The sequence below is a fragment of the Sporosarcina ureae genome (assembly GCF_002109325.1).
GTDB classification, from domain to species: domain Bacteria; phylum Bacillota; class Bacilli; order Bacillales_A; family Planococcaceae; genus Sporosarcina; species Sporosarcina ureae_C.
This window is the reverse complement of record NZ_CP015348.1, coordinates 2867915-2894256: the sequence shown is the minus strand read 5'-3', so window position 1 is coordinate 2894256 and position 26342 is coordinate 2867915. Positions and strand designations below refer to the sequence as shown.

Annotated in this window: 33 protein-coding genes and 2 pseudogenes; 15 read left to right on the top strand and 20 right to left on the bottom strand. The window is 41.7% G+C overall.

Annotated elements, in window-relative coordinates; all coding sequences use genetic code 11:
• Positions 1–192: 192 nt before the first annotated feature.
• From SporoP32a_RS14160 to SporoP32a_RS14150, 3 genes are all read right to left on the bottom strand, one after another.
• Positions 193–2229 (bottom strand): TRAP transporter permease, encoded by a 2037-nt coding sequence (locus SporoP32a_RS14160; protein ID WP_085428485.1) that lies wholly within the window; start codon positions 2227–2229, stop codon positions 193–195.
• Positions 2219–2743 carry a DUF1850 domain-containing protein gene (locus tag SporoP32a_RS14155; RefSeq protein ID WP_158232588.1) on the bottom strand — a complete coding sequence of 175 codons (525 nt, stop codon included), beginning with the start codon at positions 2741–2743 and terminating at the stop codon, positions 2219–2221. The genes SporoP32a_RS14160 and SporoP32a_RS14155 overlap by 11 nt, the downstream gene beginning before the upstream one ends.
• Before the next feature lie 144 nt (positions 2744–2887).
• Entirely contained in the window at positions 2888–3889 is a 1002-nt protein-coding gene (locus SporoP32a_RS14150) for a TAXI family TRAP transporter solute-binding subunit (protein WP_085428483.1), read from the bottom strand.
• Between the two features lie 445 nt (positions 3890–4334).
• Between SporoP32a_RS14150 and SporoP32a_RS17385 the strand changes: the two genes are divergently transcribed.
• From SporoP32a_RS17385 to SporoP32a_RS14140, 3 genes are all read left to right on the top strand, one after another.
• The gene (locus tag SporoP32a_RS17385) at positions 4335–4466 is read left to right on the top strand and encodes a hypothetical protein (RefSeq protein ID WP_255406958.1); all 132 of its coding nucleotides are present in this window, start codon (positions 4335–4337) and stop codon (positions 4464–4466) included.
• A 136-nt stretch (positions 4467–4602) separates the two neighbouring features.
• On the top strand, positions 4603–4773 hold the full coding sequence (locus tag SporoP32a_RS16950; RefSeq protein ID WP_157129997.1) for a hypothetical protein: 171 nt from the start codon (positions 4603–4605) through the stop codon (positions 4771–4773).
• A 97-nt stretch (positions 4774–4870) separates the two neighbouring features.
• The gene (locus SporoP32a_RS14140; protein ID WP_085428481.1) at positions 4871–5083 is read left to right on the top strand and encodes a hypothetical protein; all 213 of its coding nucleotides are present in this window, start codon (positions 4871–4873) and stop codon (positions 5081–5083) included.
• 49 nt (positions 5084–5132) lie between these two features.
• Here SporoP32a_RS14140 and SporoP32a_RS14135 read toward each other — a convergent pair whose 3' ends face one another.
• Positions 5133–5687 (bottom strand): phosphatidylglycerophosphatase A family protein, encoded by a 555-nt coding sequence (locus SporoP32a_RS14135; RefSeq protein WP_085428480.1) that lies wholly within the window; start codon positions 5685–5687, stop codon positions 5133–5135.
• A gap of 108 nt (positions 5688–5795) precedes the next feature.
• On the opposite strand from SporoP32a_RS14135, the gene SporoP32a_RS14130 reads away from it, so the two are divergent.
• The 3 genes from SporoP32a_RS14130 to SporoP32a_RS14120 all read left to right on the top strand — a co-directional run bounded on the left by SporoP32a_RS14130 (position 5796) and on the right by SporoP32a_RS14120 (position 7567).
• A complete protein-coding gene (locus SporoP32a_RS14130; protein ID WP_085428479.1) occupies positions 5796–6518 on the top strand; it encodes an alpha/beta hydrolase in 723 nt (240 codons plus the stop codon).
• 88 nt (positions 6519–6606) lie between these two features.
• Positions 6607–7122, top strand: coding sequence for a YjcG family protein (locus SporoP32a_RS14125; RefSeq protein ID WP_085428478.1), 516 nt, complete (start codon positions 6607–6609; stop codon positions 7120–7122).
• Positions 7070–7567, top strand: a complete 498-nt coding sequence (locus SporoP32a_RS14120) for a GNAT family N-acetyltransferase (protein WP_085428477.1) — start codon at positions 7070–7072, stop codon at positions 7565–7567. Before SporoP32a_RS14125 ends, SporoP32a_RS14120 begins: the two co-directional genes overlap by 53 nt.
• Before the next feature lie 62 nt (positions 7568–7629).
• Here the strand turns inward: SporoP32a_RS14120 and SporoP32a_RS14115 are convergent, their stop codons facing one another.
• From SporoP32a_RS14115 to SporoP32a_RS14085, 7 genes are all read right to left on the bottom strand, one after another.
• Positions 7630–7938, bottom strand: coding sequence for a hypothetical protein (locus SporoP32a_RS14115; RefSeq protein ID WP_085428476.1), 309 nt, complete (start codon positions 7936–7938; stop codon positions 7630–7632).
• An 84-nt stretch (positions 7939–8022) separates the two neighbouring features.
• A complete protein-coding gene (locus tag SporoP32a_RS14110) occupies positions 8023–8277 on the bottom strand; it encodes a stage VI sporulation protein F (RefSeq protein WP_085428475.1) in 255 nt (84 codons plus the stop codon).
• Between the two features lie 15 nt (positions 8278–8292).
• Positions 8293–8373 carry a YjcZ family sporulation protein gene (locus SporoP32a_RS17530; RefSeq protein WP_232319653.1) on the bottom strand — a complete coding sequence of 27 codons (81 nt, stop codon included), beginning with the start codon at positions 8371–8373 and terminating at the stop codon, positions 8293–8295.
• 125 nt (positions 8374–8498) lie between these two features.
• On the bottom strand, positions 8499–8861 hold the full coding sequence (gene spoVAE / locus SporoP32a_RS14100; protein WP_085428473.1) for a stage V sporulation protein AE: 363 nt from the start codon (positions 8859–8861) through the stop codon (positions 8499–8501).
• On the bottom strand, positions 8858–9877 hold the full coding sequence (locus SporoP32a_RS14095; protein WP_085428472.1) for a beta-ketoacyl-[acyl-carrier-protein] synthase family protein: 1020 nt from the start codon (positions 9875–9877) through the stop codon (positions 8858–8860). The genes spoVAE and SporoP32a_RS14095 overlap by 4 nt, the downstream gene beginning before the upstream one ends.
• Positions 9871–10326, bottom strand: coding sequence for a stage V sporulation protein AC (gene spoVAC / locus SporoP32a_RS14090; RefSeq protein WP_085428471.1), 456 nt, complete (start codon positions 10324–10326; stop codon positions 9871–9873). The genes SporoP32a_RS14095 and spoVAC overlap by 7 nt, the downstream gene beginning before the upstream one ends.
• The gene (locus SporoP32a_RS14085; protein WP_085428470.1) at positions 10326–10718 is read right to left on the bottom strand and encodes a hypothetical protein; all 393 of its coding nucleotides are present in this window, start codon (positions 10716–10718) and stop codon (positions 10326–10328) included. The genes spoVAC and SporoP32a_RS14085 overlap by 1 nt, the downstream gene beginning before the upstream one ends.
• Positions 10719–10846: 128 nt before the next feature.
• Here SporoP32a_RS14085 and SporoP32a_RS14080 point away from each other — a divergent pair, with 128 nt between their 5' ends.
• The gene (locus SporoP32a_RS14080) at positions 10847–11422 is read left to right on the top strand and encodes a CotY/CotZ family spore coat protein (RefSeq protein ID WP_085428469.1); all 576 of its coding nucleotides are present in this window, start codon (positions 10847–10849) and stop codon (positions 11420–11422) included.
• 222 nt (positions 11423–11644) lie between these two features.
• On the opposite strand, the gene SporoP32a_RS14075 is transcribed toward SporoP32a_RS14080, so the two are convergent.
• The 5 genes from SporoP32a_RS14075 to SporoP32a_RS14055 form a co-directional block, all read right to left on the bottom strand.
• Complete coding sequence (locus SporoP32a_RS14075) at positions 11645–12061, bottom strand: hypothetical protein (protein WP_085428468.1); 417 nt, start codon at positions 12059–12061, stop codon at positions 11645–11647.
• 76 nt (positions 12062–12137) lie between these two features.
• Positions 12138–13514, bottom strand: a complete 1377-nt coding sequence (gene mgtE / locus SporoP32a_RS14070) for a magnesium transporter (RefSeq protein ID WP_085428467.1) — start codon at positions 13512–13514, stop codon at positions 12138–12140.
• Positions 13515–13585: 71 nt separating this feature from the next.
• Positions 13586–14557, bottom strand: coding sequence for an RluA family pseudouridine synthase (locus SporoP32a_RS14065; protein WP_232319546.1), 972 nt, complete (start codon positions 14555–14557; stop codon positions 13586–13588).
• Positions 14526–15359 carry an NAD kinase gene (locus SporoP32a_RS14060; RefSeq protein WP_085429097.1) on the bottom strand — a complete coding sequence of 278 codons (834 nt, stop codon included), beginning with the start codon at positions 15357–15359 and terminating at the stop codon, positions 14526–14528. Before SporoP32a_RS14060 ends, SporoP32a_RS14065 begins: the two co-directional genes overlap by 32 nt.
• A gap of 42 nt (positions 15360–15401) precedes the next feature.
• A complete protein-coding gene (locus tag SporoP32a_RS14055; RefSeq protein ID WP_232319652.1) occupies positions 15402–15785 on the bottom strand; it encodes a UPF0738 family protein in 384 nt (127 codons plus the stop codon).
• 159 nt (positions 15786–15944) lie between these two features.
• Here SporoP32a_RS14055 and SporoP32a_RS14050 point away from each other — a divergent pair, with 159 nt between their 5' ends.
• From SporoP32a_RS14050 to SporoP32a_RS14040, 3 genes are all read left to right on the top strand, one after another.
• Complete coding sequence (locus tag SporoP32a_RS14050; protein WP_085428465.1) at positions 15945–16604, top strand: lytic transglycosylase domain-containing protein; 660 nt, start codon at positions 15945–15947, stop codon at positions 16602–16604.
• A 327-nt stretch (positions 16605–16931) separates the two neighbouring features.
• The gene (locus SporoP32a_RS14045; RefSeq protein WP_085428464.1) at positions 16932–17324 is read left to right on the top strand and encodes a globin domain-containing protein; all 393 of its coding nucleotides are present in this window, start codon (positions 16932–16934) and stop codon (positions 17322–17324) included.
• Positions 17321–18145: a DsbA family protein gene (locus SporoP32a_RS14040; protein WP_085428463.1), complete on the top strand. Its 825-nt coding sequence runs from the start codon at positions 17321–17323 to the stop codon at positions 18143–18145. Before SporoP32a_RS14045 ends, SporoP32a_RS14040 begins: the two co-directional genes overlap by 4 nt.
• Before the next feature lie 270 nt (positions 18146–18415).
• Here the strand turns inward: SporoP32a_RS14040 and pepF are convergent.
• Together pepF and SporoP32a_RS14030 are read right to left on the bottom strand one after the other, a co-directional pair.
• Positions 18416–20198: pseudogene (pepF, locus tag SporoP32a_RS17525) on the bottom strand (oligoendopeptidase F).
• 68 nt (positions 20199–20266) lie between these two features.
• Positions 20267–21424, bottom strand: a complete 1158-nt coding sequence (locus SporoP32a_RS14030) for a competence protein CoiA (RefSeq protein ID WP_198166178.1) — start codon at positions 21422–21424, stop codon at positions 20267–20269.
• A gap of 321 nt (positions 21425–21745) precedes the next feature.
• On the opposite strand from SporoP32a_RS14030, the pseudogene SporoP32a_RS14025 reads away from it, so the two are divergent.
• The 5 genes and pseudogenes from SporoP32a_RS14025 to SporoP32a_RS16930 all read left to right on the top strand — a co-directional run bounded on the left by SporoP32a_RS14025 (position 21746) and on the right by SporoP32a_RS16930 (position 24991).
• Positions 21746–23022, top strand: a pseudogene (locus SporoP32a_RS14025) (IS110 family transposase).
• Between the two features lie 573 nt (positions 23023–23595).
• Positions 23596–23820: a hypothetical protein gene (locus tag SporoP32a_RS16945; RefSeq protein ID WP_157129996.1), complete on the top strand. Its 225-nt coding sequence runs from the start codon at positions 23596–23598 to the stop codon at positions 23818–23820.
• 35 nt (positions 23821–23855) lie between these two features.
• On the top strand, positions 23856–24080 hold the full coding sequence (locus tag SporoP32a_RS16940) for a hypothetical protein (protein ID WP_157129995.1): 225 nt from the start codon (positions 23856–23858) through the stop codon (positions 24078–24080).
• A 403-nt stretch (positions 24081–24483) separates the two neighbouring features.
• Positions 24484–24654: a hypothetical protein gene (locus SporoP32a_RS16935; RefSeq protein ID WP_157129994.1), complete on the top strand. Its 171-nt coding sequence runs from the start codon at positions 24484–24486 to the stop codon at positions 24652–24654.
• Positions 24655–24769: 115 nt separating this feature from the next.
• Positions 24770–24991, top strand: a complete 222-nt coding sequence (locus tag SporoP32a_RS16930; protein WP_157129993.1) for a hypothetical protein — start codon at positions 24770–24772, stop codon at positions 24989–24991.
• Positions 24992–25027: 36 nt separating this feature from the next.
• On the opposite strand, the gene mecA is transcribed toward SporoP32a_RS16930, so the two are convergent.
• Both mecA and spxA read right to left on the bottom strand, forming a co-directional pair.
• Positions 25028–25681, bottom strand: coding sequence for an adaptor protein MecA (gene mecA, locus SporoP32a_RS14020; protein WP_085428461.1), 654 nt, complete (start codon positions 25679–25681; stop codon positions 25028–25030).
• Between the two features lie 238 nt (positions 25682–25919).
• Positions 25920–26318 (bottom strand): transcriptional regulator SpxA, encoded by a 399-nt coding sequence (gene spxA / locus SporoP32a_RS14015; RefSeq protein WP_009765721.1) that lies wholly within the window; start codon positions 26316–26318, stop codon positions 25920–25922.
• Positions 26319–26342 lie beyond the last annotated feature (24 nt).

Here is a 26342-nt window from a genome sequence, read left to right as displayed (position 1 = left end):
CCACTTGTTTTGCAAACCCTTACAAATACTAAACTTGTCTTCTATTAATTACACCACTCACTACAGTACAAACCTCCCAAATAGACTAATAGAATCTTTAGTTTACGTTGGAGATAATTCAATAAATTTACTATTTCTTCAAAAAAATAAAGACTTGCAAGCTCATTTCGAGCTAACAAGTCTTTTAGTTATTTAATTTGACGCTAATTTAGGCGGAGTATTTTTCTTGTTACCCATCCACTGGAATGCCAGCAAGATAATGAATAACACCAAACCAATGATATCAGTCATAGTTTCAGGATAGATCAACAGCATACCTGTACCAATCGTTATAATTCGCATAATCCAATTCAATTTACTGTACCAGTAGCCAATTATTCCAGCACCGATTGCGACCATACCTACAATGGCCGTCAAGGTCACCCATACAATCTCCGTTATACTCGAGTCGAGCATCAGCATCGCTGGATTAAAGACGAACATATACGGAATGATGAAGGCGGCTATTGCCAATTTCGCAGAAGTGATACCGGTCTTGATCGGATCTCCACCAGAAATACCTGAAGCTGCAAAGGCTGCCAACGCAACAGGCGGCGTGATATCTGCAATGATACCAAAGTAAAATACGAATAAGTGTGCTGATACTGCCACTACAATCGGCACAGCTGCCCCTACAGGCTCATCAAGCATCAATAGTGTAATGATGGCAGGCGCTGCAATTGTAGATGTAATAACATAGTTTGCTGTCGTTGGAGAGCCCATCCCCAAAATAATTGCTGCAAACATTGTGAAGATTAATGTAAGCAAGACGTTACCACCGGCTGCTGAGATCAAGCCGGTTGCCAAGCTTAGCCCAAGACCCGTCTTTACAACGACGCCAACAATAATACCTGCACAAGCAGTCGCTGCCGCAACAGCCAATGCTGTACGTGCACCATCTACTAATGCATCAATCATATCTCTAAATCCAATTCTCGTCTCTTTGCTAATTGAACTGACGATAATCGTAAGAACAATACCGAGTAATGCTGCCTTCATCGTAGGAATACCCGCCAATAAGAAGACGATAATTCCAAGGATCGGAAGCAATAAATAAATCTTTTTTAATGTTTCTTTCCGATTTGGAATCTGTGATGCGTCCATTCCTTGCAAACCTACGCGCTTTGCTTCGAAATGCGTCATGATCCAAATTCCTGTGAAGTATAACAATGCAGGAATAGCTGCCGCTTTGGCAATTTCCCAATACGTTACACCGCCGATGAATTCAACCATTAGGAACGCTGCTGCTCCCATGATCGGTGGCATAATCTGTCCACCCGTAGAAGCCGCAGCCTCTACTCCACCCGCAAATTCTTTACGGTAGCCAAGCTTCTTCATCATCGGAATCGTGTATGAACCCGATCCAACAACGTTTGCTACGGAACTACCTGAGATCGTACCTTGCAAAGCACTTGAGAAAATCGCAACTTTTGCCGGCCCACCAGTTAAGCGACCCGCTAATACTACTGCTAAGTCATTGAAGTAGTTACCTACGCCTGTCTTCACCAGAAACGCCCCAAACAGTAGGAAGACGAATATGAAGGTGGCGGATACGCTAATCGGTGTACCGAGGATCCCGTCTGTTGTAAAGAACATTAATTGAACGAGATTTTCCACGCTTTGTCCTCTATGTGCAAGGAACCCTGGGAAATAAGGTCCAAAGAACGCATACGCGAGAAACACGATCGAGATGATCGTAATCGGCATTCCTACCGCACGTCTCGCTGCTTCTAGTGTGAGTAGAACTGCTAAAATACCGATAATTAAATCGATATCGGATACACGCCCCACACGAAATACTAATTCATCGATGAATAACGGCCAGTATAAACCAACGGCTATTGCCAATATGGATAGAATAATATCGTAAAACGGTACTTTATTACGGCGTTCACCAATCTTCTTTCTAGCAGGGAACATGAGGAATATAAGTGATAAAGCAAAACCTAAGTGAATCGAACGCTGGATTTGAGCCGTAAATGGCTTACCAATTGCTGTATACAACTGAAAAATTGAAAATGCTAGCAAACCGAAAAACACAATTTTTCCTAGTAGCCCTTTTAAATCGCGTGTATTGGATTCCGGGTCATACTTTTGAAGAATTTCGAGTTGCTCTTGTTCGGAAAGCGTACCCATTTCTTCATCTGAAAGTACGGGTATGTCTTTTTCCTGATCTTTATTACGATCCATTTAATCTAACTCCTTTCAACAACTTATAATTTGGTACCTTCATTACATGAAATTCATAAGAATGACCCTTTTCAAGGAATTCTTTTAGATGATACTCTTGTTGCTCATATCGCAAAGACAGATCTGCATTCACCCTACCCACATAGAGAACAAACGAATCTATCACGCGTTTTTCGAATGTAAGCGTATAAACACCATCTTCCACATGCAGTGTTTCGCCTTCTTCTGCGTAACCTGGCAATCCGATGGCTACGTCTTCATACTGCATAAATTCGAAACGGAGCTTTCCGTCGTCGGTAATGCGATATTGCTCCTTCACATTAGACAAGTGAATCGAGTGAATATAGTTCACTTGAAAATTTCGATCCTTATGTAATGGAAGATAATACGCTTTTGGCTGTTCGCTCCGAACCTCTTCAAGTACGATCATTTGTCTGTATGGATAAAACAATACGACCAGCATTACAATTCCTATTAGAAACGTCAGCAGAAGAACAATCTTTCGTGTTTTCATCCACTTAATCCTCTCTGTTACATTACATGCAATAGGCATAATAGTGTATGAATTTTGCAAATTTCTTTAAAAAATTAAGAATGGGACGGACAAAGCTCTCGCTTCACCGTCCCCATGCTTCTATCAGATAACTAATTCAGTTTATTAGTTCACTTCGTCAAAGTACTTCTGTGCACCTGGGTGTACAGGAATACCAATACCATTCAAACCGTTTTCTGCTTTAATCAAAGCACCTTTAGCATGTTGAATTTTTGAAGCGTTTTCATAAATTGCCTTTGTGATCTGGTAACCAAGTTCTTCAGAAATATCGTTCTGCATAACAAGCATTGCACCTACTGATACTGCAGGTGTTTCTACTTCAGAACCATATGTTCCAGCAGGGATCATTTCTTTTGCATAGTATGGATATTTCTCGATTAATTCGTCAGCTTTTGCGTCTTCTACTGGAACAATGAAAACATCAGAAGTAGCGTTAAGACCTTCAACAGCACCTGTTGGAGTTCCAGCTGTAATGAATGCAGCGTCGATTTGTCCAGCTTGTAGACTCTCTTGAGACTCACCGAAGTCTAAGTTTTGTGCTTTGATATCGCTTAGAGCTAAACCGTGAATTTCAAGTAGTTGCTCAGCATTAGCTGCTGTACCTGATCCTGGTGCTCCAATTGAAATACTTTTACCTTTTAAGTCTTCAAATGTCTTGATGTTGCTTTTCTTCAACGTAACCAATTGAACTGTTTCCGGGTAAAGTGAACCAACAGCAGATACTTCGTCGATTACTTCTCCGTCAAACATCATTTCACCTTTAGAAGCATAGTACGCGATGTCTGTTTGTACGAATGCAATGTGTGCATCTCCATCTTTAAGCGCTGTCATGTTTGCAGCAGATGCTTGAGATACCTCAGCAGTAGTTTTGATTCCTGTCTCTTGGCTGATGAATTCAGCAAAAGATCCACCTAGTGGATAATAAGTTCCTTGTGTTCCCCCAGTAAGTAAGCTCAAGAACTTGTAGTCTTGTTCCGTTTTACCTTCGTCTTTGTTTCCGTCTGCGTCTTTATCGCCGTCAGCTTTTTCGTCGTTACCGCAAGCTGCGAGTACAAGAAGTGCAAGCATGGAAACTAGCGCCAGTAGGCGAAGTGAGTTTTTCTTCATGTGACCATCTCCCCTTTACTATTTGTAGTCATAGACATTACCATTCTACCATGAAAGCGCTTTAGCTTGTCAATATTTTATAAAATTTTATTATAGTTATAGATAAATAGGTGGGATGTGTAGTATGGAGGTACTGCGTTGGGGTGTTGGGGTGTTGGGGTGTTGCTCGATTGGTTGTTGGGGACTGGAGTTAGTGAGGGTCTGCTTTTTGGACTCGCGCAGGCACGTGGGGGATTGCCTCCAGCCATGAGCCAACTAGCGGTGGTGCTGCTAGCTGTCTCATGGCCACGGCCTACCCCGCAGTTGTGCCTGCGCTACTGAGTACTTATCAAATCATGTTGTGGTTTATAGGAGATAAAACCAGTGACTGGGTAGTACTAGTTCCTATCCTTGCAAAAGAAAAATCTGAAGTGTCCTACACATAATCTAACGTAGGCGGCTGCACGTGGTAGGCGTAGTAATGAGACAGCCAGGCGCACTTCCTGTCTGGCTCATTGCGGAAGCCATCCACCACCGCCGAAGTGGGGCCAATGATCGCCCCACTTATACTGCCAGTCAAACCACTACCTCTGCATAAAATAAGGAAGAGTAAGGGGGTGCAAAAACAACTACCTACCATCGTATCCTACTTACTTGTACGAACAAATAATCCGCGTACTCGAAAAACAAGTATCTGTTCTGCCCTACACACTATCTAACGTAGGCGGCTGCACGTGGTAGGCGTAGTAATGAGACAGCCAGGCGCACTTCCTGTCTGGCTCATTGCGGAAGCCATCCACCACCGCCGAAGTGGGGCCAATGATCGCCCCACTTATACTGCCAGTCAAACCACTACCTCTGCACAAAGCAAGGAAGAGAAAACGGTTCGCAAAACCACTACCTAATATCGTATCCTACTTACTTGTACGAACACCTTCCCTATGTACTCGAAAGACAAGTACCTGAACTGCCCTACACCCAATCTAACGTAGGCGGCTGACAGTGGTTGGCGTAGTAATGAGACTGCAAGGCGCTCTTCCTGACTGGCTCATTGCGGAAGCCATCCACCACCGCCGAAGTGGCGCCAATGCCCGCCCCACTTACTTTGCCAGTCAAACCGCTACCTCCGCAAAAACTAGGAAAAGAAAAGCTTTAGTAGAACAACAACCCAATGCCGTTTATTACACACTTTTAAAGCATCAGAAAAAGTTCTAACATTAAAAAGACCATCCATAGAAATGAATCTAGGACAGCCTCACTTTACTTATGAACCCTTGCCATTCTGTACATCCTTAAACGTTAGACCAGCCTCTTGTAAATCACGTGTTCTGTGCGCAATTCTAGACGCCGCACACGCTGCCACACTCGCTACTAGATCATCCAAGAACGTATGGATACCAATTCCTTTTTTTGTATCCAACTCATTAATGATCCCCACTTTGTTCTTATCCAAGTGACCGAATGTAGTTACTGCGATCGAACCGTATGTGTAGACTGCACCCAATGCAATCGTTTCATCGACTCCGAATAAGCCTTCGTCTGATTCAACGATTTGCTGAAGTGGTTGCGATAGCTGACCTCTTTCAGCCATTTCGTCTAATTCAACACCGACTAGTATCGCGTGCTGCAATTCACGTTTGCGAAGAACGCTTTCTACCGAGTCGACACACTGTTCGAGTGACAAGCCTTTGTTATAGGGTACTTGCAATTCATAAACAATTTTTGCGATATCTTGAATTTTAACTCCACGACGGATCAGCGCGTCTTTTGTTGCCGCTGTCACGACGTCCGAATGAACAATATTCTTACCTTCATCCATATTATTTCCCCTCTCTTTCTTCATACGCAATAGTTTTCACTAGCTTTACACTGTTATTTATCGGTATGATATTTACTAAGTGTACATTAATTATGGAGGTCCTACAAAATGAATCCAGGAAAAATTGAAGAAATCCGTTTTTATAGTAATGAGCTACAAGAAGAAATGGAATTGTTGATATATTTACCATCCCGCTACTCCCCTTTGTACAAACATAATGTCATGCTCGTCTCAGATGGGAAAGATTATTTTCAATACGGACGGATTGGACGGATTGTTGATGAGTTAATGGAAGAAGAAATCATTGAACCTGTCATCATTGTAGGTATTCCATACAAAACGGTGCAAGAACGCAGACGTATGTATCACCCCGAAGGTGACAGACACAAGGCGTATATCCGCTTTTTAGCACACGAATTAATTCAGTATATTGATGAAACCTATCCAACATACCAAATGGGATCCTCAAGAACATTAGTTGGTGACTCATTGGCAGCATCTATCTCATTATTGACTGCATTAAAATATCCTAATTGTTTTGGAAATGTAGTATTGCATTCACCTTTTGTGAATGAACAAGTACTTGAGGCCGTCCAAGCCAATCAAAGCCCAGCAAACCTTTCTATATACCATGTAATTGGTGATAAAGAAACGTACGTACCAACTACTTCTGACGGCAGACTCGACTTTCTGACGCCTAACCGAGAGTTGCATAAAGTTATTAAAGAAAAAAGATTTCCTTACTTTTACGAAGAGTTGGATGGCGATCATACTTGGAAGTCATGGCAACCAGATATTCGCCGTGCGCTGGTCGAAATAAATAGTCTTTAGTAGTAGAACAGGACAAGTCAGACTATTTTCTGATATACTAAAATAGATGTACCTAAAATTCAATCAATTTACAAGGAGGCAATCTTAAATGAAATATGGTATTGTTGCATTCCCTTCAAAAAAGCTTCAGGACTTAGCAAATGGTTATCGAAAGAGATATGATCCACATTACGCGTTGATTACACCTCATATGACGCTGAAAGATCCGTTCGAAGCAAATGATAAGGAAATTGAAGAAGTAGCAAAAGCGTTAAGAGAAATTACCATCAAGAACCATCCTTTTGAATTGAACGTTACAAAGGTCGGTTCATTCGCACCGACTACGAATACGATTTACTTTAAAGTTGTACCAAACGATGAACTTCTTGCTTTGCATAAGGATTTAAATGTGAATTTCTACCACGATGAAAACAACTATGCTTTTGTTCCGCATATTACAATTGCACAAAAATTGAGTTCCGGTGAACATGACGATGTGATAAACCAAATGAAAATGGTAGGTGTTGACCATTCGGAAGTCATCGACCGTATTCACATGCTTTATCAACTAGATGACGGATCGTGGACAGTGTACGAAACATTCCGTCTTGATCGTGAGTCATAATTTGCAGATCACAGTGAAAATCGTCACAGATGAAAAGGGTCGCCAGGATGCTTATGCAGTCCGCCAGAAAGTATTTGTGGAAGAGCAAGGCGTCCCTCTAATCCTTGAGTTAGACGAATACGATCAAGATGCCATCCACTTCGTCGCCTACGATGAAGCAGATCAGCCAATTGGCGCCGGTCGTATGAGGGGTCTGGTCAATGCACATGCGAAAGCAGAAAGAATTTGCATATTGCCGGAACATCGTGGAAAACACCTTGGTAATCTAATTATGAATGCTTTAGAAGAACATGCGAGAAATAAATCTATGAAGAAACTTCTTTTGAATGCCCAGTCTTATGCTGTGCCATTCTATGAGAAACTAGGCTATGTGGTCACTTCTCCTGAATTCATGGATGCAGATATACCTCATCGTGCTATGGAGAAAGATTTGCGGACTACATGATGCTAGACAAATAAAATAACCCTAACTGCTTGTAATAAGCAGTTAGGGTTATTTTATTTGTTTTAGACATATGCGTTAATCGCTTGACCTTTACCTACTACATCTGCAATCTCAGGTGAGAACTGGGCCGGATTCGGAGCAATAAATCCATTTTTTACTAAAGGTTGAGGTGCACGTTTTTTTCTTTGCTTCATCTGCTCTTCACGACGTCTGTTTTCATCTTCTAGAACGTCTTCCCAATAACTCGACTCCTCATTTGCCAGACGCACAGGACTCACTCGCCCGATATACGCAAAATTATGACGATCATTGTTCATACGTTCTGCATATTGTTGTGCTTGGTAATTTTGTATTGGTAGAATGTATCCCATGATGTGCACCTCCTTTTTTTCATGTATTATCACTTGTAGTATATCCGCTAAGCAACTAATCTAAACCTATTTTTGAATGTTTATTTATTTTCCGCCAAGCATTTGTGAAATATCGTTCAGATTTAGTCCTCTACCACTTTTTACGATGGAATGGACCAATTCATCTTCTACTGCTTGTGGCACGTCTTTATTTGCCACTTGGCTCACTTTTCGAATGATTTTTCGAACTTGGTTTTCATCTTTGAAATCTGCATATTGAATTGCATTCGCTAACGCAAAGACTTCTTCCATTGGAACACCGGTTTTGGATTCTATTTTTTTAAAAAATGAATCGTTCATAGTCAGTTCTCCTCCTTAGAAATAGCTTCTGCCTACAATAATCAATAAAATAAACAGAACTACAATCAAGACGAATGAAGAACCGCCATAATTCACACCGCATCCTCCGCCGTATCCGTAACCACCTTGTGATGGATAACATCCGTACATGAAAAACCCCTCCTTCCTATCTTCTCTACTATATGCAGAGAAGAATGAATTGGAGAGGGCGTTTAAGTAATTTAGACATTTCCTTTTGAAGTAAAGAGCAATGCCCCGATTAGTCCGAAAATGATCGCTGCACTGATTCCTGAACTTGTCACTTCGAACATTCCAGTTACTACACCGACCAGACCATGTTTCTCTGCTTCCACCATGGCACCATGTGTCAATGCATTACCGAATGAAGTAATAGGAATCGTTGCGCCTGCACCGGCAAAATCAATAAGTGGCTCATACCAACCAATACCGTCCAACACCGAACCTGTCACTACCAATGAAACCAATGTATGAGCAGGCGTTAATTTGGCAACATCCATTAATAATTGTCCAATGACACAAATCAAGCCACCTACTATAAATGATGTGATGTATATAGATATCATTCTGCCATCACCTCATCCATTGACAGTTCAATCGCGTGCGCAATACATGGAATCGTATCCCCTTGTTGAAATGACAAAGGAGATAGCAAAGCACCAGTTGCCAATAATAAAACCCGCTTATACTCTCCCGTCAGCAATTTTTGATAGACATCGGAAAGAAATACGGCTGCCGAACAACCAGATCCACTTGCTCCCGCTTTGAAGGACGGATCATTTCCATAAAACTCTTCTCCGGCATCCCGAAAGTTTTTCGTATGTGGTAAACCATTTTCATTTGCTAACGCTTTAAATATATTAAACCCATTACTTCCTAGATCTCCAGTTATGATCGTGTCATAGTCATCGATTGTCCGATCATGCCCCGTTAAATGATTCATCAATGTATCACTAGCAGCTGGGGCCATCGCAGATCCCATATTGAGTGGATCCGTCATCCCCATGTCTATCACTTTACCTACAGTAGCGCAGTTAATAACGGGAGTTCCTTGTTTATGTTGTCCGATTAATACTGCACCAGCCGCCGTGACGGTCCATTGTGCAGTTGCTCCTTTTTGCGAACCATACTCTAGTGGATATCGAAACTGTCTTTCAATTGCGTTATGTTGACTAGAAGATCCTGCTATGATCCAGTTTGCTTGCTTAGCATCCGCGAGTAATGCCGCAGTGATCATAGAAGAGACAGAAGTAGCGCATGCAGAAAACAGACCGATATATGGAATAGCTAGTGCTTGGGCTGCAAAATTAGATGGGGTCATCTGATTAACCAAATCACCCGTTAAGAAGAAATCAACTTTCTCTGGCTGTTTCTTCGCTTTACTAAGTGCGATCAACACAGCGTCATACATTAACTGCTTATGACCGTCTTCATTTGTCGGCAAATCACAACGCTCATCTTCATATACTTTATCGAATTGCTGTGCAAAGACACTTTTCTTTTTTTCCAATGGACCCGCTGTTACACCTGTTGCGTAAATGCTTGGCTTGGACTGAAAGGTTAGCACTCCCCGCTTTACCATGAGACCACTCCAAACTTCACTAGTATAGTTTTAATCAGAGCTACTACAAATGCCGAAAAAACACCGAATAAAATAACAGATCCTGCTAGTTTAAACATGTTGCCACCTACGCCTAATACATATCCTTCTGATTTATGTTCAATTGCCGCTGATACGACCGCATTGCCAAAGCCGGTAATTGGCACCGCCGCTCCCGCTCCACCAAACTGCGAAATCTTTTTATATAATCCGAAACCAGTTAATAACATCGCAATGAAAATCATCGTAGCAACCGTCGGATTACTCGCTGTGCGTTCCGTAAAGTCAAAATACGTAATATAAAAGAGTGCAATGAACTGTCCAATCAAACAAATCAAACCACCTGTCAAGAAAGCTTTAATTACATTTTTCAAAATAGGAGGTTTAGGTGATAACTCTTTCTCTATTTGGGCATACTTTTCTTGTTGCATTAGGTTTGCTCCTTTTCGATTGATTTGATTTTATCGATTTTCTTTCGATAATCTTTTTCACCTTTTTTACGGATCAACTTTTCCGTTTCCATCAGAATTTTACTATCTGCCGACACCGTAATTTTCATGTCAGGATACTCCTTTTCCAATTTCTTCTGAATATCCGTAGCGATTTTTTTCTTTTTAAATCGGGAAAACATATTGACACGAATTCCTGCCAGTAATTCATCCTCAAATAGCAGTACCTTTGCTAGCTTCACATGTTCATTACTCATGATGACTTTCTCTACTGAATGCTCATCCTGCGAAGTTGTATTTTTAATATAGGTTCCCTTTTCACTACAACCAGTAAGTAGACCAAGAATAATTAACAAGATACTCAGTTTCTTCAAATGCAACGCCTCCCTTCTGTCTAGCATGTAACTTTTATGTCGGATTTATGCATAATGAGGAAAGCGCCCTGTCATGTCGATTACCCATGCATAGAGTATAGAGAACGACAAACAGGAGGTGGACAGTAGTGGGATGTGAAAAGAAGGACAGCAAACATGGTGGCTGTCATAAGTCAAATTGTATTTGTGAAGTAGTGCGCTTTATCCAACGCGTCCAGAATACGAGTCCGGAAGTGGATTGTGTAGAGTGTGATACGGATTGCTTCATGGCGCCGCTTGGCAGTTTAGTAAGCCCGGTTAGAGGCCGCGTCAACACACGCGTATTTAGTTTATTGACGGGTAATGGGGATTATTTCAAGGTAGTGTTCAGAGGTGGTAATAAGCATAAGCCGTATCCTAAGATGACTAAAGAAGAAACTATGGGTAATCACAACCCGTCATCTTACCATCATACGAGCTGCGTTTCTGTATTCTTCCGCGTGCAGACGGTGTTTGATTCGTGCTGTGCTACCATTCAAGTGTTGCAGCCTTTATATAACGGAAAGCCGTTTGATATTACTACAGACGGAAAAATCTGTTTTGAGAAGATTTGTAAGGTGAATGGTTTCGGACCTACGAATACGTGCTTGACTGTGGATTTAAATTGTTTCTGCGGTGTTCAATGTATCGATGATGTGTTTATCGATTTCTGCGATGAGGCTTGATTTATTGCTTGCAATGCTAATTGGCGAACCCTATTCAATAGGGTTCGTCTTTTTTTGGTTTCACGATAGAAATTGAAAGACGTGAGGACACCGTTGATCGATATTCCAGGTGGACGCTTTCCACTTACGTTCAACTAGTGTCGTTTTTCAATATAGAAAGATAGTGCAATAGCAAACAAAAAGGCGAACCCATTTAGCGGGTTCGCCTTTTTGTATTAAGAATTAAATAGTGAATGATTGCTGTTTCCAAAGGATATCTAAGATTTCTTCAATGCGAACTGATGTGATCTCTTCGTTTGTCTTGATCCACACCATTTCATCTTCTAGATCGTGAAGCTTGCCTTTAATTTTTTCCTTTTCGGTGACGATTTCTAATGGCGCATATAGTTCTTTGCGAAATGGGTGATGTAAGTATTCCAAACGTTTTCGAATAGGTTCGTTAGTAGATTTTTCTTGTTGTATTTCTGGTAACTCTTCTGTCGATTGGAATTCAAGGGCAGCTATAACTTCAGATCTTTCTATTACCCTCGAATGCTCCAGTTCGAAGACAGATGTGCTTTCTTCTTCCACGATAGGCGTATACCGATATTTTCTTATGATGGGGCTCGTGATAAACAGTAATGGCTTTTCATGACGCATTTTCATCACTTCCTTTTAGATAGCATATGTGAGCTAATCGCCTAAGGTTCCAGAATAAAAAAACAGTATTCCTAGTTCATAATGAACTTAGGAATACTGTCGCTAGGCCTAGATAGATAACGACACTGATGACGTCGTTAAGTGTTGTAATAAATGGTCCTGAGGCAACAGCCGGGTCCACTTTGAGTTTATGCATGAATAATGGAATAAATGATCCTGAAATAGTCGCAACGAAAATAGACACCAACATCGCTGCTCCTACTAGTAAAGCGATAACTAATTCATGCTTCCAAATGAAGATTAATAGAACGACGAATATTGCACAAATGACACCCGTAATAATTCCAGTTCCTGCTTCACGTATCAGCAACTTGATCTTACTTTCATCTTCAATGTCACGTGTAGCAATACCTCGAACCGCAACAGCAAGAGACTGTGTTCCACTGTTTCCGGCAGTACCGGCGATCAAAGGGATAAATGCGGCTAATAAAGCAACTTTAGAAATCGTCTCAGTAAATAAATCTATTAAGTTCGCTGTCAACATTCCAAGCACTAATAAAATAAGTAGCCAAGGAATCCGTTTTTTCGCAGCAGAGAATGGGTTTTTATCAAATGTATCCATTGTCGAAACACCGGCAAGTTTAGAATAGTCATCCGATGCTTCTTCATCGATAACGTCGATAATATCATCGACGGTGATAATCCCTAGAATATGTTGTTGGAAGTCGACGACCGGAACAGCCAAGAAGTTATAATCCTGTATGGTTCGGGCAACGTCTTCCTGGTCGTCCGAAACAGATACACTCACTAGACGATCACTCATAATGGAGCGAATTAATGTATCTTCATCTGCAATAATCAAGTCACGCAACGAAACGACACCCGTTAAACGCTGGAAATCATCTACAACGAAAATATAGTAAATGGTCTCAGCGCTCGGTGCTTCACTTCGCAATATTGTCATAGCCGAACGTACTGTAGAATTCTCGGATACCGTGACGAATTCTGTTGTCATGATCGAACCGGCTGTGTATTCTTCATAATGCAGTAATGCTTTAATTTGTATAGCAGCTTCTTTATCCATCAACGTTAAATAGCTGACGACTTTCTTTTTATCAAGTTCTTTCAGGACATCTACCGCATTATCCACAAACATGTATGAAATCATCTCTGCGGCATATGTCGCGTCCATCTCCTCAAGGAACTCTTCGTATTCATCTTCCTCAATTTCACTTGTTTCGAATATCTCCGCAAGTTCTTTTGGTGATAGATAAAAATACATCAGTTCCCGAAGTTCTGCACCAACTTCTTCATAAAAAATTGCTCGATCGTATGGATGAAGCACTAGATATTCTTGTCTAAACGAATGGATATCTTCGTTGCTCAGCAATCTACGCAACTTATCTTCATCCAAAACGACTTCACTTTTTATTTGTTCTGGTTGAGTAGTCATGATTTCACACCTTCCCTTCTGCACTTACCGTACGCTAAAACATACCATTAAGTTCCATTATATTGCACATATTATTTTATATAAGAGAGTTGTTGCTTAGAGTATTCGCACACTTGTTGACTTTGCCGTAAATAGTATTGCATATCTTCGGGCAGTGAACTAGTAAAATGCATTCTCTCTTTCGTGATCGGATGAAGAAAACTGACACGTGAGCAATGCAATGCTTGGCGCGGGAACATCTCTTGATCCGCACCATATAAATCATCTCCTACAAGTGGATGACCTAGCCATTGCAGATGCACACGGATCTGATGCGTACGTCCCGTATGCAATGTCAAGTCTATAATGGAGAAATGGTTCGCTTCATTTCGATAATGCGCACTTACTGACACATCCGTTTTCGAATACTGGCCATCTTCCCGGACAATTCTTTCAATAATACTCCCCTCTTTTCTTCCAATCGGTTGTTCGATTGTTAAAAATGATGGAGTGATTATACCTTCTGCGAATGCCGTATATTGTCGTTGAAATAGATCTTGTGCCATTTGTTGGCTCAATACATGATGAATATGACGGTTTTTCGCCACACAAATAATACCTGATGTATCGGTATCAAGGCGTGTCACCATATGGACTGTAGATAGAATGCCTTCTCTTAGAAATTTTCCACAGACAAAATTCGCAAGCGTTCCAGTAGGATGATTGCGGGAAGGTATTGTGCTCTGTCCAGCTGGCTTATCGAGAATCAGAAGGGTTTCATCTTCATATAAAATAGATAATACTCCATCTTGCGGAGTCAATCCGTCACTTATTTGCTCAGGAGGAAACGAGACCGTTATCTGATCATCTATCTGAAGCTTATATCGCACGTTTTGAGGCTGGCCATTCACCAAGATCTCTCCGCCACGATATTTAATAGCCGTCAATGTAGTTTTGGAAATTTCATGTTGCGCCAAAAACTCGCGAAGTAATCCACTTTTCTTCGCAACAAATTGTAATTGAAATGGTGTGTTAATTTTTCTTTTCATCATCTTCTCGTTCATAGATTAAATCACTCGCTATAAATGACTCTCCAACACGTTTCCAGAATGGGAATGGACGGAAGCGTGCAAAGCCCATTTTTTCATTGGATACTTTGTACTCAATGGATTTAACATCTTTATGAAGAAGCTGTAAATGATCGACAGTTACCATGAAATCCGGTCCTTTTACAGGTGTCAATGTACAAATATGGTGATCCGGTAAAATAAGTGGTGAACCTACCGTACGGAATACGCGATTGTTAATCGAAGCCATTTCTGTCAGTTGCATAGATGGTAACGAAGGATGAATTATGGCACCGCCAAGTGATTTACTGTAAGCAGTTGATCCGGATGGCGTCGACATGCAAAGTCCGTCTCCTCTAAAGCGTTCGAAGTGTTCTCCGTTTAACTCAACGTCCATCACCAAAGTGACTTCAGGTGATTTTACTGTGGATTCATTCAACGCTAAATACGATGCGCTTTTTTCAGAATGTCGATAATTGATCGTCACTTCAATCAATGGATACTCAATCACTTCGTATTCTTGTCTAGCGATTAGAATAACCAACTTTTCTATCTCGGAAGGTTTCCAATCTGCATAAAACCCTAAGTGACCTGTATGAATTCCAACAAAAGAAGTTTTATCCAAGCGATGTATATATTTATGGAAAGCATGCAATAACGTACCGTCACCACCAATAGACAATACAATATCCGGTTCTTCCTCATCATATTTCAAACCAAAATCGCGTAAATACACGCGAGCTTCTTTCATTAGTTTATTGGAGATCTCATCATTCCGCGATTGAATTGTGAATTTCATTACGTCACTTCCATTCTTTTTGTGAAATTCTTTTGCCATATATCAATTCACCTTTTCCAGCACCGGCTTGAAGATATCTTCGACAGCTGTACTGAATTCCTCGCCGTAATTATCATTTCCTTCAATATTGAAAATAAGCGCCTGCATTTCTTCTGCAGCACCTGTTAATGGTATTTTCTCATCTTGCCAAATCAGCACAGGCTCTGCTTGTTGTAACAGCATATCCACTAACCCGTTCCAACTATCTTTTGGGAAATACGCATAGCGATAGCCAGCATCGTGATCGAAGATATAAACGAACGATTGTCGATCCGTGTCTGTCAACATTTTCCCCGCTGGAGAACCTAACGGCCACTCTGCCTCAGGATTCAATATAAAGTGAACTTCATTACCGTTCTTACGTGTTTCAATGATTTCATTTTTCATATCCAAGACATCCACTTCCTTAATATAAGTCTTTACGTTTAGTCTACCATATGCCACTCACAGTTGCATTTTGTTATTGTGCATTATGGTAAGAAAGTTGGTATAATAGATATAATAAATCAATCCATATACTACTTGAAAAATATAGGGGGAAAAAGAATGAATCTTGACCCACGTAACACTCGGTTGCTCCTAGAAATAAATACCTTACAAACTCTTGGAGCGGTTCAGTCCTTCAGTAGCAATTCATCTACCGGCTCCAATGAATTCCAAATGATGTTGACGCAATTGATGGCGGGAAATAATATGAGTCCAGAACTCGCAAATCAAGCCGAGCAACTACTCAGCCAAGGCACAAGCGCTACTTCATTCAACTTTTCCACAAGCCCAGTTGAAACTGTTGCCGCTGTACCAGCCACTACGTCTGCACCTGGAACCAACAATCAATACGCAGACATTATCAAACAAGCAGCAGACAAATACCAACTACCCGAAAAACTGATTGCCGCCGTCATCAAGCAAGAGTCCAACTTCAAAAGTAACGCAAAAAGCCATGCAGGCGCAGCCGGTCTCATGCAACTAATGCCAGGCACAGCCAAATATCTTGGTGTATCCAACCCAATGGATCCTCAGCAAAACATCATGGGCGGAGCCAAATACCTGCGCAAAATGCTTAACCAATTCGGCTCAAATGAAATGGCACTAGCAGCCTACAACGCAGGTCCGGGGAACGTAAAAAAATACGGAGGCATCCCCCCGTTCAAAGAAACACAAAATTACGTAAAAAAAGTCATGAACAACTATCACTCAATGGTCTAACATTTTCCATATCAACGCGTCATAATGTTTACGTACAACTATCCAGTTGATCGTAAGCGCAAGGCTCCGAGAGGATCAGCCAACTTAAGGGGAGCTCCGCGACATGGTTGGCTTACCGCGAGCCTTCCGGAAAAGCGTCCGCCTAGAGCGTCGATCAATGGTTTTCCTCACGTCACTACTGTCCTTCCAGTTGCTTTTCTCAATGTTTCTCAGTCTCTGAATATTCAATCTGTAATATAACAACAAACAAAATAAGTTCTTTTATTTGTATAGAAATTCGTTCATTGATAGAATAAAGACACAGATGAACGAAGGGGTGTGAATGCAATGACTCGAAAACCTGTCATCCCTTATGAGGAGATCGGCGAGAAGAAACTACACGAACTGATTGATACATTTTATGAAAAAGTGGCTGTTCACCCAGACCTCATACCAATATTCCCTGATGATTTGACAGAAACTGCCCGGAAACAAAAACAATTTCAGACTCAATATCTAGGCGGCCCGAACCTGTTCACAGAAGAACACGGTCATCCTATGATGAAGGCTCGACATAACCCTTTCCCTATAACACCTACACGCGCAGAAGCATGGCTAGCTTGCATGGCGGAAGCGATGGATGACGTAGGACTGGAGGGTCCACTTCGGGAAGTCTACTATAAACGCCTTGTCTTAACAGCCAACCATATGGTAAATAGGAACGAGGAGGAAGATCAGTGAACTATCTAACAGTAATCGATGATACGTTACACTACTCTGCTTCAGTAAAGCCCATTGAACTTTATGTATTTTTAGATCCTTATTGCAAGGATTGTTGGTCACTTCAACCATTGCTACGTAAATTGCAAGTCGAATACGATCACTATTTCACGTTACGCATCGCGTTGAAGACTCCCATGACAAAATTGAATGTACCGTCTCTACTTGACCCTAAGGATGCCAAGACAACCAAACGGTCTAATCCTTGTTTTCCTAGCATCGCGGTTAAAGCCGCTGAGTTTCAAGGTAAACGTGCTGGATTCCGTTATTTATCATCCTTGCTTGAGTATTCCTTTTTGAAAAAGCGGGATGTTGCTTCGTTTTCAGTACTTGTGGAAATTGCCGCACGTATTAATCTAGATGTGGATGAGTTTATAACAGACTTCACTTCAGAAGAGACATTGCGCGCATTGCAAGTCGATATGTATTTAGGTAATGAAATGGAAGTGGACGAGGCGCCAACCTTCGTTTTCTTCAATAGTAATATTGAAGATGAAGGATTAAAAGTGGGTGGTCTCTACGACTATTCGATTTATGAACAGATTCTAGAAGAGCTTGTCGGAGGACAACTCCTTCCTGACATGCCACCTTCCATGGATTCGTTATTCAATCGCTTCGATCTGCTTACGACTAAAGAAATCGCGGAAATGTGTCACATGACCGAAAAAGAAGCTGACCGCGAATTGAAGAAACGGATACTCAAACAGGAAATTGAAAGAGTTTGTGTACCAGAACGTACATTATGGCGTAAAAAACAACCTAACTGTTCTTTAATTAAATAGCCCTTATACTAGCCGAAGCCCTATTTGGAGCTTCGGCTTTTTATGTAGACAAAAAGAAAAGAGCATCCGCTCCTGGGGGGGAGTGAATGCTCTCTTTCAAAGGGAATGGGAGAAATGTTCACGTTCAAACAAAAGGGGTGTATGTTTGGTATGTGATTTATTCCACATTTACACCATATCATAAATGACAAATGACTTCAACAAATACTAACAGCTTTCATCCATATGTCATGATTTTCGCAAATGTCTGTCGAAACATGCAGGAAAATATTACCCTCTCTTTTCCAATAACTGTTCTAACTCGTTCAATCGTTCTTCAAATACTCTACACGCTTCTTCAATCGGCTTTTCAGATGTCATATCGACACCCGCCTTTTTGAGGACTTCAATCGGATAATCAGATGATCCAGCCTTCAGGAAATTCGTAATATACCGTTCTACTGCTGGCTCACCTTCTTCAAGAATTTGCTTGCTGAGTGCAACAGCTGCGCTATATCCTGTTGCGTATTGATAGACATAGTAATTCATATAGAAGTGAGGAATACGTGCCCACTCCATACCTATTTCTTCATCGCTAATAATAGCGTCCCCATAATACTTTTCATTTAACGCGTAATATTCTTCTGTTAACTTTTCAGCCGTCAGTGGTACCCCTTCTTGATCCAGCTTATGAATCAAATGCTCAAATTCCGCAAACATCGTCTGACGGAACACTGTTGCACGGAATCCATCGAGCCAATAGTTCAATAAATAGATTCGTTGATCTTCATCAGTCGTCACTTTCAGTAAGTGGTCATTCAACAGCGCTTCATTTACAGTTGACGCTACTTCTGCTACAAATATGGAATAGCCACTATAAATGAATGGTTGATTCTCACGGGAGTAATAACTGTGTACACTGTGACCGAATTCATGAGCAAGTGTAAACAAGTTGCTTACGTTATCTTGCCAGTTCATCAAGATGTATGGGTTTGTTCCATACGTGCCAGATGAATAGGCTCCTGAACGCTTCCCTTTGTTTTCACGAACATCGACCCAGCGATTATCAAGACCTTCTTTTACTACTGCTTTATACCCTTCGCCAAGCGGATGGAAGCTCTCGAGCATCGTTTCTTTTGCTTGCTCGTATGTGTACTTCATCTCCGTGTCCTCAACTAACGGCGTGTAGATATCCCACATATGCAGCTCATCTAGTTTCAATACTTTCTTACGCAAGGCAACATAGCGATGCAATAAACCTAGGTTTTTATTGATTGTAGATAAGAGATTTTCATATACTTGCTCTGGAATATGGTTATTTGACAAAGCTGCTGCTCTTGCCGAACTATAATTCCGAATTCTTGCGCTGACATTATGACCTTTTACGTTACCACTTAACGTAGAAGCAAATGTATTTTTGAATTCACCATATCTTGAATACATTTCTTAAATGCCGCTTCCCGCACTTTCGGATCTTTACTTTCAAGAAATGTGAATAACGACCATGTGTCAATTGAACATCATTACCGTTTTCGTCTTTGACCATTCCGAAGTCAATCCGCATTGTTTAACATGCTGAATGTTTCAGAAGACTCCCTGTCACTTCAGACAACTGCGCAATTAATTCTCTTGTTCCGAAGACAAGATGTGAGCACGTTCTGCATTCATTCCTGAATTCTTGCTTATATACTCGCAAACCTTCATGTGACTCAATCGTTCATTCAGTTGCTTTTCATCGATAGAAAGCAACTCGGGTGTGAAATAAGACAATGCTGTAGAGATTTTCACGACCAATGTTCTGATTCGACCATCCATTGCCTGATAAAAGCTATTGTCGTATCTTGATCTGTTTTAAATGAGCATACGTAATAACCTACGGAGACGTTCTGCTAATTATCACGATATGTTAACGCTTCAAATAATGGACGTGCACCGTTCCCAAGCGTACCTTTATAGTTTTCAGCTTCTTTAGCCATCTCTTCGACTTTTCGGTACTCTTTATCCCATGCTTCATCAGAAGAAATATATCCTCCAAGCGCCAAGTTTCTTCTTCAAATACCTCATCGCGCGTCAATACTTTGTTTCATTCGTCAATCCAATTCCTCCTTCAGCATTTACCGTTATTTGACTCTATTGTATTTCTCAATTCCTCGCATGCATTGCAAGAAATCTCCCTGAAAGTACATCCAGTGTAAAATCTCTTCCAATGAATTTATCGAGCCTGTAGATATCTATGCGTTGCTCTCTTAAGAAATCCATATAGTGTTCGCAAGCTTCCAACTGCAATGTCGAGTTTCCTTCAAATGTCTTTACGAATGTACGAAGAAGAGATCGATCCGGTTGAAAGGGTGTCCTCATCGTTTGTCGGATAGCTGCAATAAGTAGTAGTTGCCATTCGCAATCGGACTCACTAAATGCTTCTTGCCCGAATGTAGGAACGCCAATCCATGCAGGTAATTGAATCGGCTGGACACGCATTTCATAACAAGCACGCAAAAAGCGATGATGGATACCTCTTTGATTATACCCAATTACCGACCGAAGATACTTTCGACGTGCAGTTTGATAATGACGTGTCAGTCCTTCTACATCTGTAGTCGACGGAGCGGCAGGAATAGCAAACGGAATGGTTTGATGTTTGATACGCATGACGGAGTGACACAGCGCAAACGATGTACCGCGAAGATGAATGAAATGACTTAAATAGTGGAATTGTTGCTTCAGTGGATTATATGTCAGAAGGATCGACAGAGTTTCTTTAGTGCTCGAATGAATTGGACGGATGAAGTGTTGTTGGAATTGAGAGAAACGATGAGTCAATACACATGCTGAAGAGTCTTGAATTTTCGGAGGGGTCAATAGGATCCAAATGGGTTGCATGTTCATGGAATGGTAACCTGCATTGCGTTCGAGGATGAGTGCAATCGGAATCGTGCTGCACTGGAATTCAATGGGTACTTGCTGATTTTGCCATGTGACTAGCAGGTCGGGTCGTTGCTGGATATCAGGCAGATAAGGTTCCATTTCAGTTTGTAATGGTAGATGTGAAAATAGTTCATAGAGTTGGATTTTACCGAGTAGATGGATTGGGGATTCTCCTTCTGAGAAGCTGTCTCGGCAGTTGGTTTGTTGGTGGTGGGCAAAGTGCGGGATGATGATGTCGCCGACTTTCAAGAGTACTTGTTCTTTGCATTGTGGACAATGAAAGGTTTCGGTTTTACGCCACTCTCGTAAGCTGTCAAGAGATGTCTGCCGTGTTAGCACGACTTGCTTCCCTTGGCTTGTAAGAGCTGTTAACAAGGCCTTCACACTCCTTCTCTTACATGATACGAATTTTCTGATTGTTTGGCAAGGGGAAGTTTTTTGATTTGAATATAGCGCGGCTGGTAGACGTGTGGATACCGTTGATAGGCGTTCCAGGCGGACGCTTTCCCATGGGCTCTCGGTGAGCCAACCAGGTCGCAAGCTCCCTCTTGGTTGTCTCTCCTTTCGAGCTGATCCATCGGGAGCATTCCTGTTTGGTTAGTGGAACCCTATTGAAATAGAAAAGTCCCCTTGGTATGATTCGGGGTGTCAAGGCGTCGACGGCTTGACCCCTAATTATAACCCAGGAGGACTCACATGAATTCTAAAGAAAATACTAAAATTAATCAAGTCACAGAACAAACATTAGTGATAGGTATCGACATTGCTAAACATAATCATTACGCAACCTTTGTCGATGAACGTGGACGTGTTTTGAAAAAAGCATTTCTCGTTAAACAGACGCGTAAAGGGTTTGAACAGTTCTATCAAGAAATACTAGAGGGTATGAAAGAATTCGATAAATCGCATGTGATAGTGGGCGTGGAGCCTACAGGACATTACTGGTTGAATTTAGCATATTTCCTAGAGGACTACGGTATACCACTGGTCGTTATCAATCCGATGCATGTGAAGAAAGTTAAGGAATTAGATGATAATCTGCAAACCAAAAACGATAAGAAAGACGCTCTGACGATCGCACGGCTAATGAAAGATGGTCGTTTCTCATATCCGAAGCTTCTTCGGGATCAAGCAGCAAATATTCGTTCCTGTTTCACGCTTGAGCAAACTTTAATAGACGACCGCACCATTCTGAAAAACAGAATTCATCGATGGGTAGATAAATACTTCCCTGAGCTATTCGAGGTATTCTCAGATTTTGGAGCCATGGTTCTAGGTGTGTTGGAGACAACCCGTTGCCTGCAGAGCTGGTCAATATGACAACAGCTGATTTAGCGGATCAATGCGCGAAAGCGAGTCAGATGAAGCAAAGGCGACCCAAAATAGCAGCTAAAGTCATTGAGGTAGCTCAGACATCCATTGGCATCACCGTGGCTCCTTGGGGAGCTAAACGAGAGATACAATGTCTCATTCGCCAATACCGTCTACTCGAGGAAGAACTTGCGATGATTGAAGAGGAAATACAATCCTTAATTGTCCAAACGGCTGATTATGAATATCTCGCTTCATTTCCGGGAATTTCCCGTAGAACTATTTCCGGTCTCTTAGCGGAGATTGGAAGTTTTACTGACTTTGAAAGTCCACGCCAATTAATTAAATTAGCGGGACTTACGTTACATGAGAATTCCTCTGGTAAACATAAGGGAATGAAGAAGATATCAAAACGAGGACGAAGACGATTACGGGCTATTTTATTCAGAGCAATGCATCCAATCCTTAGAAACAACCCTGCCTTTATGAAGCTTCATCAGTATTATACGCAACGACCTCAAAATCCCCTTCGTAAGAAGGAGTCGATGGTCGTGTTATGTAGCAAATTACTAAAGGTTCTTCATGCCATGTGTACAAAAAAGCGGAAATTTGATGGTGAGCAAATGCTTGCGGACCTTCACTGTTTACAATTAGTAGCATGAGGTTGGCATTCTGAAACTTCTATTCATGACACGGAGAAGCTGGCACCAGCGGCGTACATTAGGCCTCGAGCCTCATCGGGAGCATCTCGCCGGCCTCCAACTTATGATAGACCGAACGAAGGAATGTCAGCGCATGACGCTAAGAGATGTGGGAGGGTTCGTCATCATAAGGTACTTGGAGATCCATAGTGCATGCCATATTAAATTAACAGTTTCTGTAACTGGTAGCGCAGCGTTATCCTTTACTTACAGTATCTACAAAAGTATGTACTTTCAGGTAGACGATTCTCTTTACTAGTCATATAAATTCTTTTTGGGTCAATAGAATAATGCGACAAGCCTTGTCATCATCACCTTTTCAAGAGGGAGTCGCCGCCTTCCACGCCTATCAACTAGTTTGTGGTTCTGATTGGTGTGACGGCTTACTTTCAAAAGCTTTAGTGATTAAGGAGTTGTCTGGGTCGTGGCTCGACTGGTTATCGGGGACTGAAGATAGTGAGGGTCTGCTTTTTGGACTCGCGCAGGCACGTGGGGTTAGCAAGTTAGGTTGTGGTTTATAGAAGATGAAAACCAGTGACTGGGTGGTACGATTCTTCTGTCTTAGCTAAGTCATTAGGAGATAGATTAGGTCGTTGCTCGAGATTGGCTTGTTCATTGAAAGTAGCGAGGGTCATGCTTTGGACCCGCGCAGGCACGTGGGGGATTGCCTACAGCCATGAGCCAGCTGGCGGTGTAGCTGCCAGTTGGCTCATGGCCACGGCCTGCCCCGCAGTTGTGCCTGCGCTACTGAGTGGTTGACAAGTTAGATTGTGGTTTAGAGAAGATGAAAACCAGTGACTGGGTGGTACGATTCTTCTGTCTTAGCTAAGTCGTTAGGAGATAGATTAGGTCGTTGCTCGAGATTGGCTTGTTCATTGAAAGTAGTGAGGGTCATGCTTTGGACCCGCGCAGGCACGTGGGGGATTGCCTACAGCCATGAGCCAGCTGGCGGTGTAGCTGCCAGTTGTCTCATGGCCACGGCCTACCCCGCAGTTGTGCCTGCGCTACTGAGTGGTTGACAAGTTAGATTGTGGTTTATAGTAGATAAAACCAGTGACCTGGTAGTATTCATTCCTTATTCTTGCAAAAGAAGAATCAGAACTGCTCTACACACTATCTAACGTAGGCGGCTGCCAGTGGTAGGCGTAGTAATGAGACAGCCAGACGCATTTCCTGTCTGGCTCATTACGGAAGCCATCCACCACCGCTGAAGTGGGGCCAATGACCGCCCCACTTACACTGCCAGTCAAACTACTACCCATGCACAAAGCAATGAAGAGAAAAGAACTCGTAAAACAACAACTTAATGCCGCATCTTACGCACTCATTCTAGAAACATGAAATCAATCTGAACTAATTACTTATCCTATAAAAACAAGTACCTGAACTGCACTACACACTATCTAATGTAGGCGGCTGCCAGTGGTAGGCGTAGTAATGAGACAGCCAGGCGCACTTCCTGTCTGGCTCATTACGGAAGCCATCCACCACCGCCGAAGTGGCGCCAATGACCGCCCCACTTACACTGTCAGTCAAACCGCTACCTATGCACAAAACAAGGAAGAGAAAAGAACTCGTAAAACAACAACTTAATGCCGCATCTTACGCACTCATTCTAGAAACATGAAATCAATCTGAACTAATTACTTATCCTATAAAAACAAGTACCTGAACTGCACTACACACTATCTAATGTAGGCGGCTGCCAGTGGTAGGCGTAGTAATGAGACAGCCAGGCGCACTTCCTGTCTGGCTCATTACGGAAGCCATCCACCACCGCCGAAGTGGCGCCAATGACCGCCCCCATACATTGCTAGTCAAACTACTACCTTTGCATAAAACAAGGAAGAGGAAAGGGTTCGCAAAACCACAACCTAACATCGTATCCTACTTACCTATACGAACAAATAATCCGTGTTCTCGAAAATAAAAAAAGCTACCAGATTACTGGTAGCTTTTCAGTGTATTATGAGAAATACTTGTTTACTTGTTCAAATACATCAGATTCCATGACAACTTTGCCATATTCCTCTATACGATGAATAGACATCTTAGACACCGCGCCGTATTCTGTAATCATACTGGAAATGTCCTTCGAACGCTTCTTCTCGATTAGAGAATAATCGAAGCGTAAGTTGAGATAATAACGATCCTCGAATGCGTATAGTTGCGATTCAAATTCGTCTTCGAGTGAAATCATCTTGCTTGCCAATGGTATGATCTGGTCAAACTCGTTAAAGACAAATACTCTATTTGTAATCTGCGACTCTTCTTCACTTTCTTCTTCATCAGAGTCATTAATCGCATCAAAAATCGGATCGAATAATTCTTCTGGGTCTTCAATTCCAAATGGGAACTGTGAAGATTCAGCGTTCTTCGGAAGATGTGCACGAGTTACAATTACTTCAATGCCTTCATTCATCGCATTGACTTGGATCCAAAGCGGTCCCTCTACTTCGAATTCTGTATCGTCACCAAGTTCATCCATCATATCCCAAAAAAGTTCTTCACTCTTGTCGCGATTATACCAGACGTCTTCTTTACTAAAACCACGGGCTTCGATATCTCCATAGGATAAATAAAACTTTACCGTGTTTTCATTAATGCGCTCTATTTCCATCCCTTATCTCTCCCTTCTGTAGAACAGGCCCTCCCCTGTCATATACTAATACACACTTGCAATGCTTATTACTACTATATGTCGGCTCCGACGTATTCGTAAGGGTTTCTTGTATTTCATTAAAACTTTGTCAGCATTGAAGTGGTTAACTTAGAGGAATACAAGGGAATATCAATTCAAAAAAGCTGATAGGCACAATTGTATCCCGTGTCATCCCTATCAGCTTTTGTTATTAAGATTAGTTTACCATACGCCGCGCTTCGAGCAGCTGATAGGCTCTAACTTTTCTCGGTAGGAAACGACGAATCTCATCTTCATTGTACCCTACTTGGAGTCTTTTTTCATCTAGAATGATTGGTCTTCTCAAAAGACCAGGATGTTCTTGGATCAACTCATATAATCTTTGAAGTGGAAGACTTTCCACGTCAACATTTAATTTTTGGAATATCTTGGATCGTGTTGAAATAATTTCGTCAGTACCATCTTCCGTCATGCGAAGAATTTGTTTGATCTCTTGAATATTCAATGGTTCAGAGAAAATGTTACGCTCTGTATAAGGAATCTCATGTTCCTCCAACCATGCTTTTGCTTTTCTACAAGATGTACAACTAGGCGATGTATAAAGTGTGACACCCATTTATTGACACGTCCTTTCCTACGG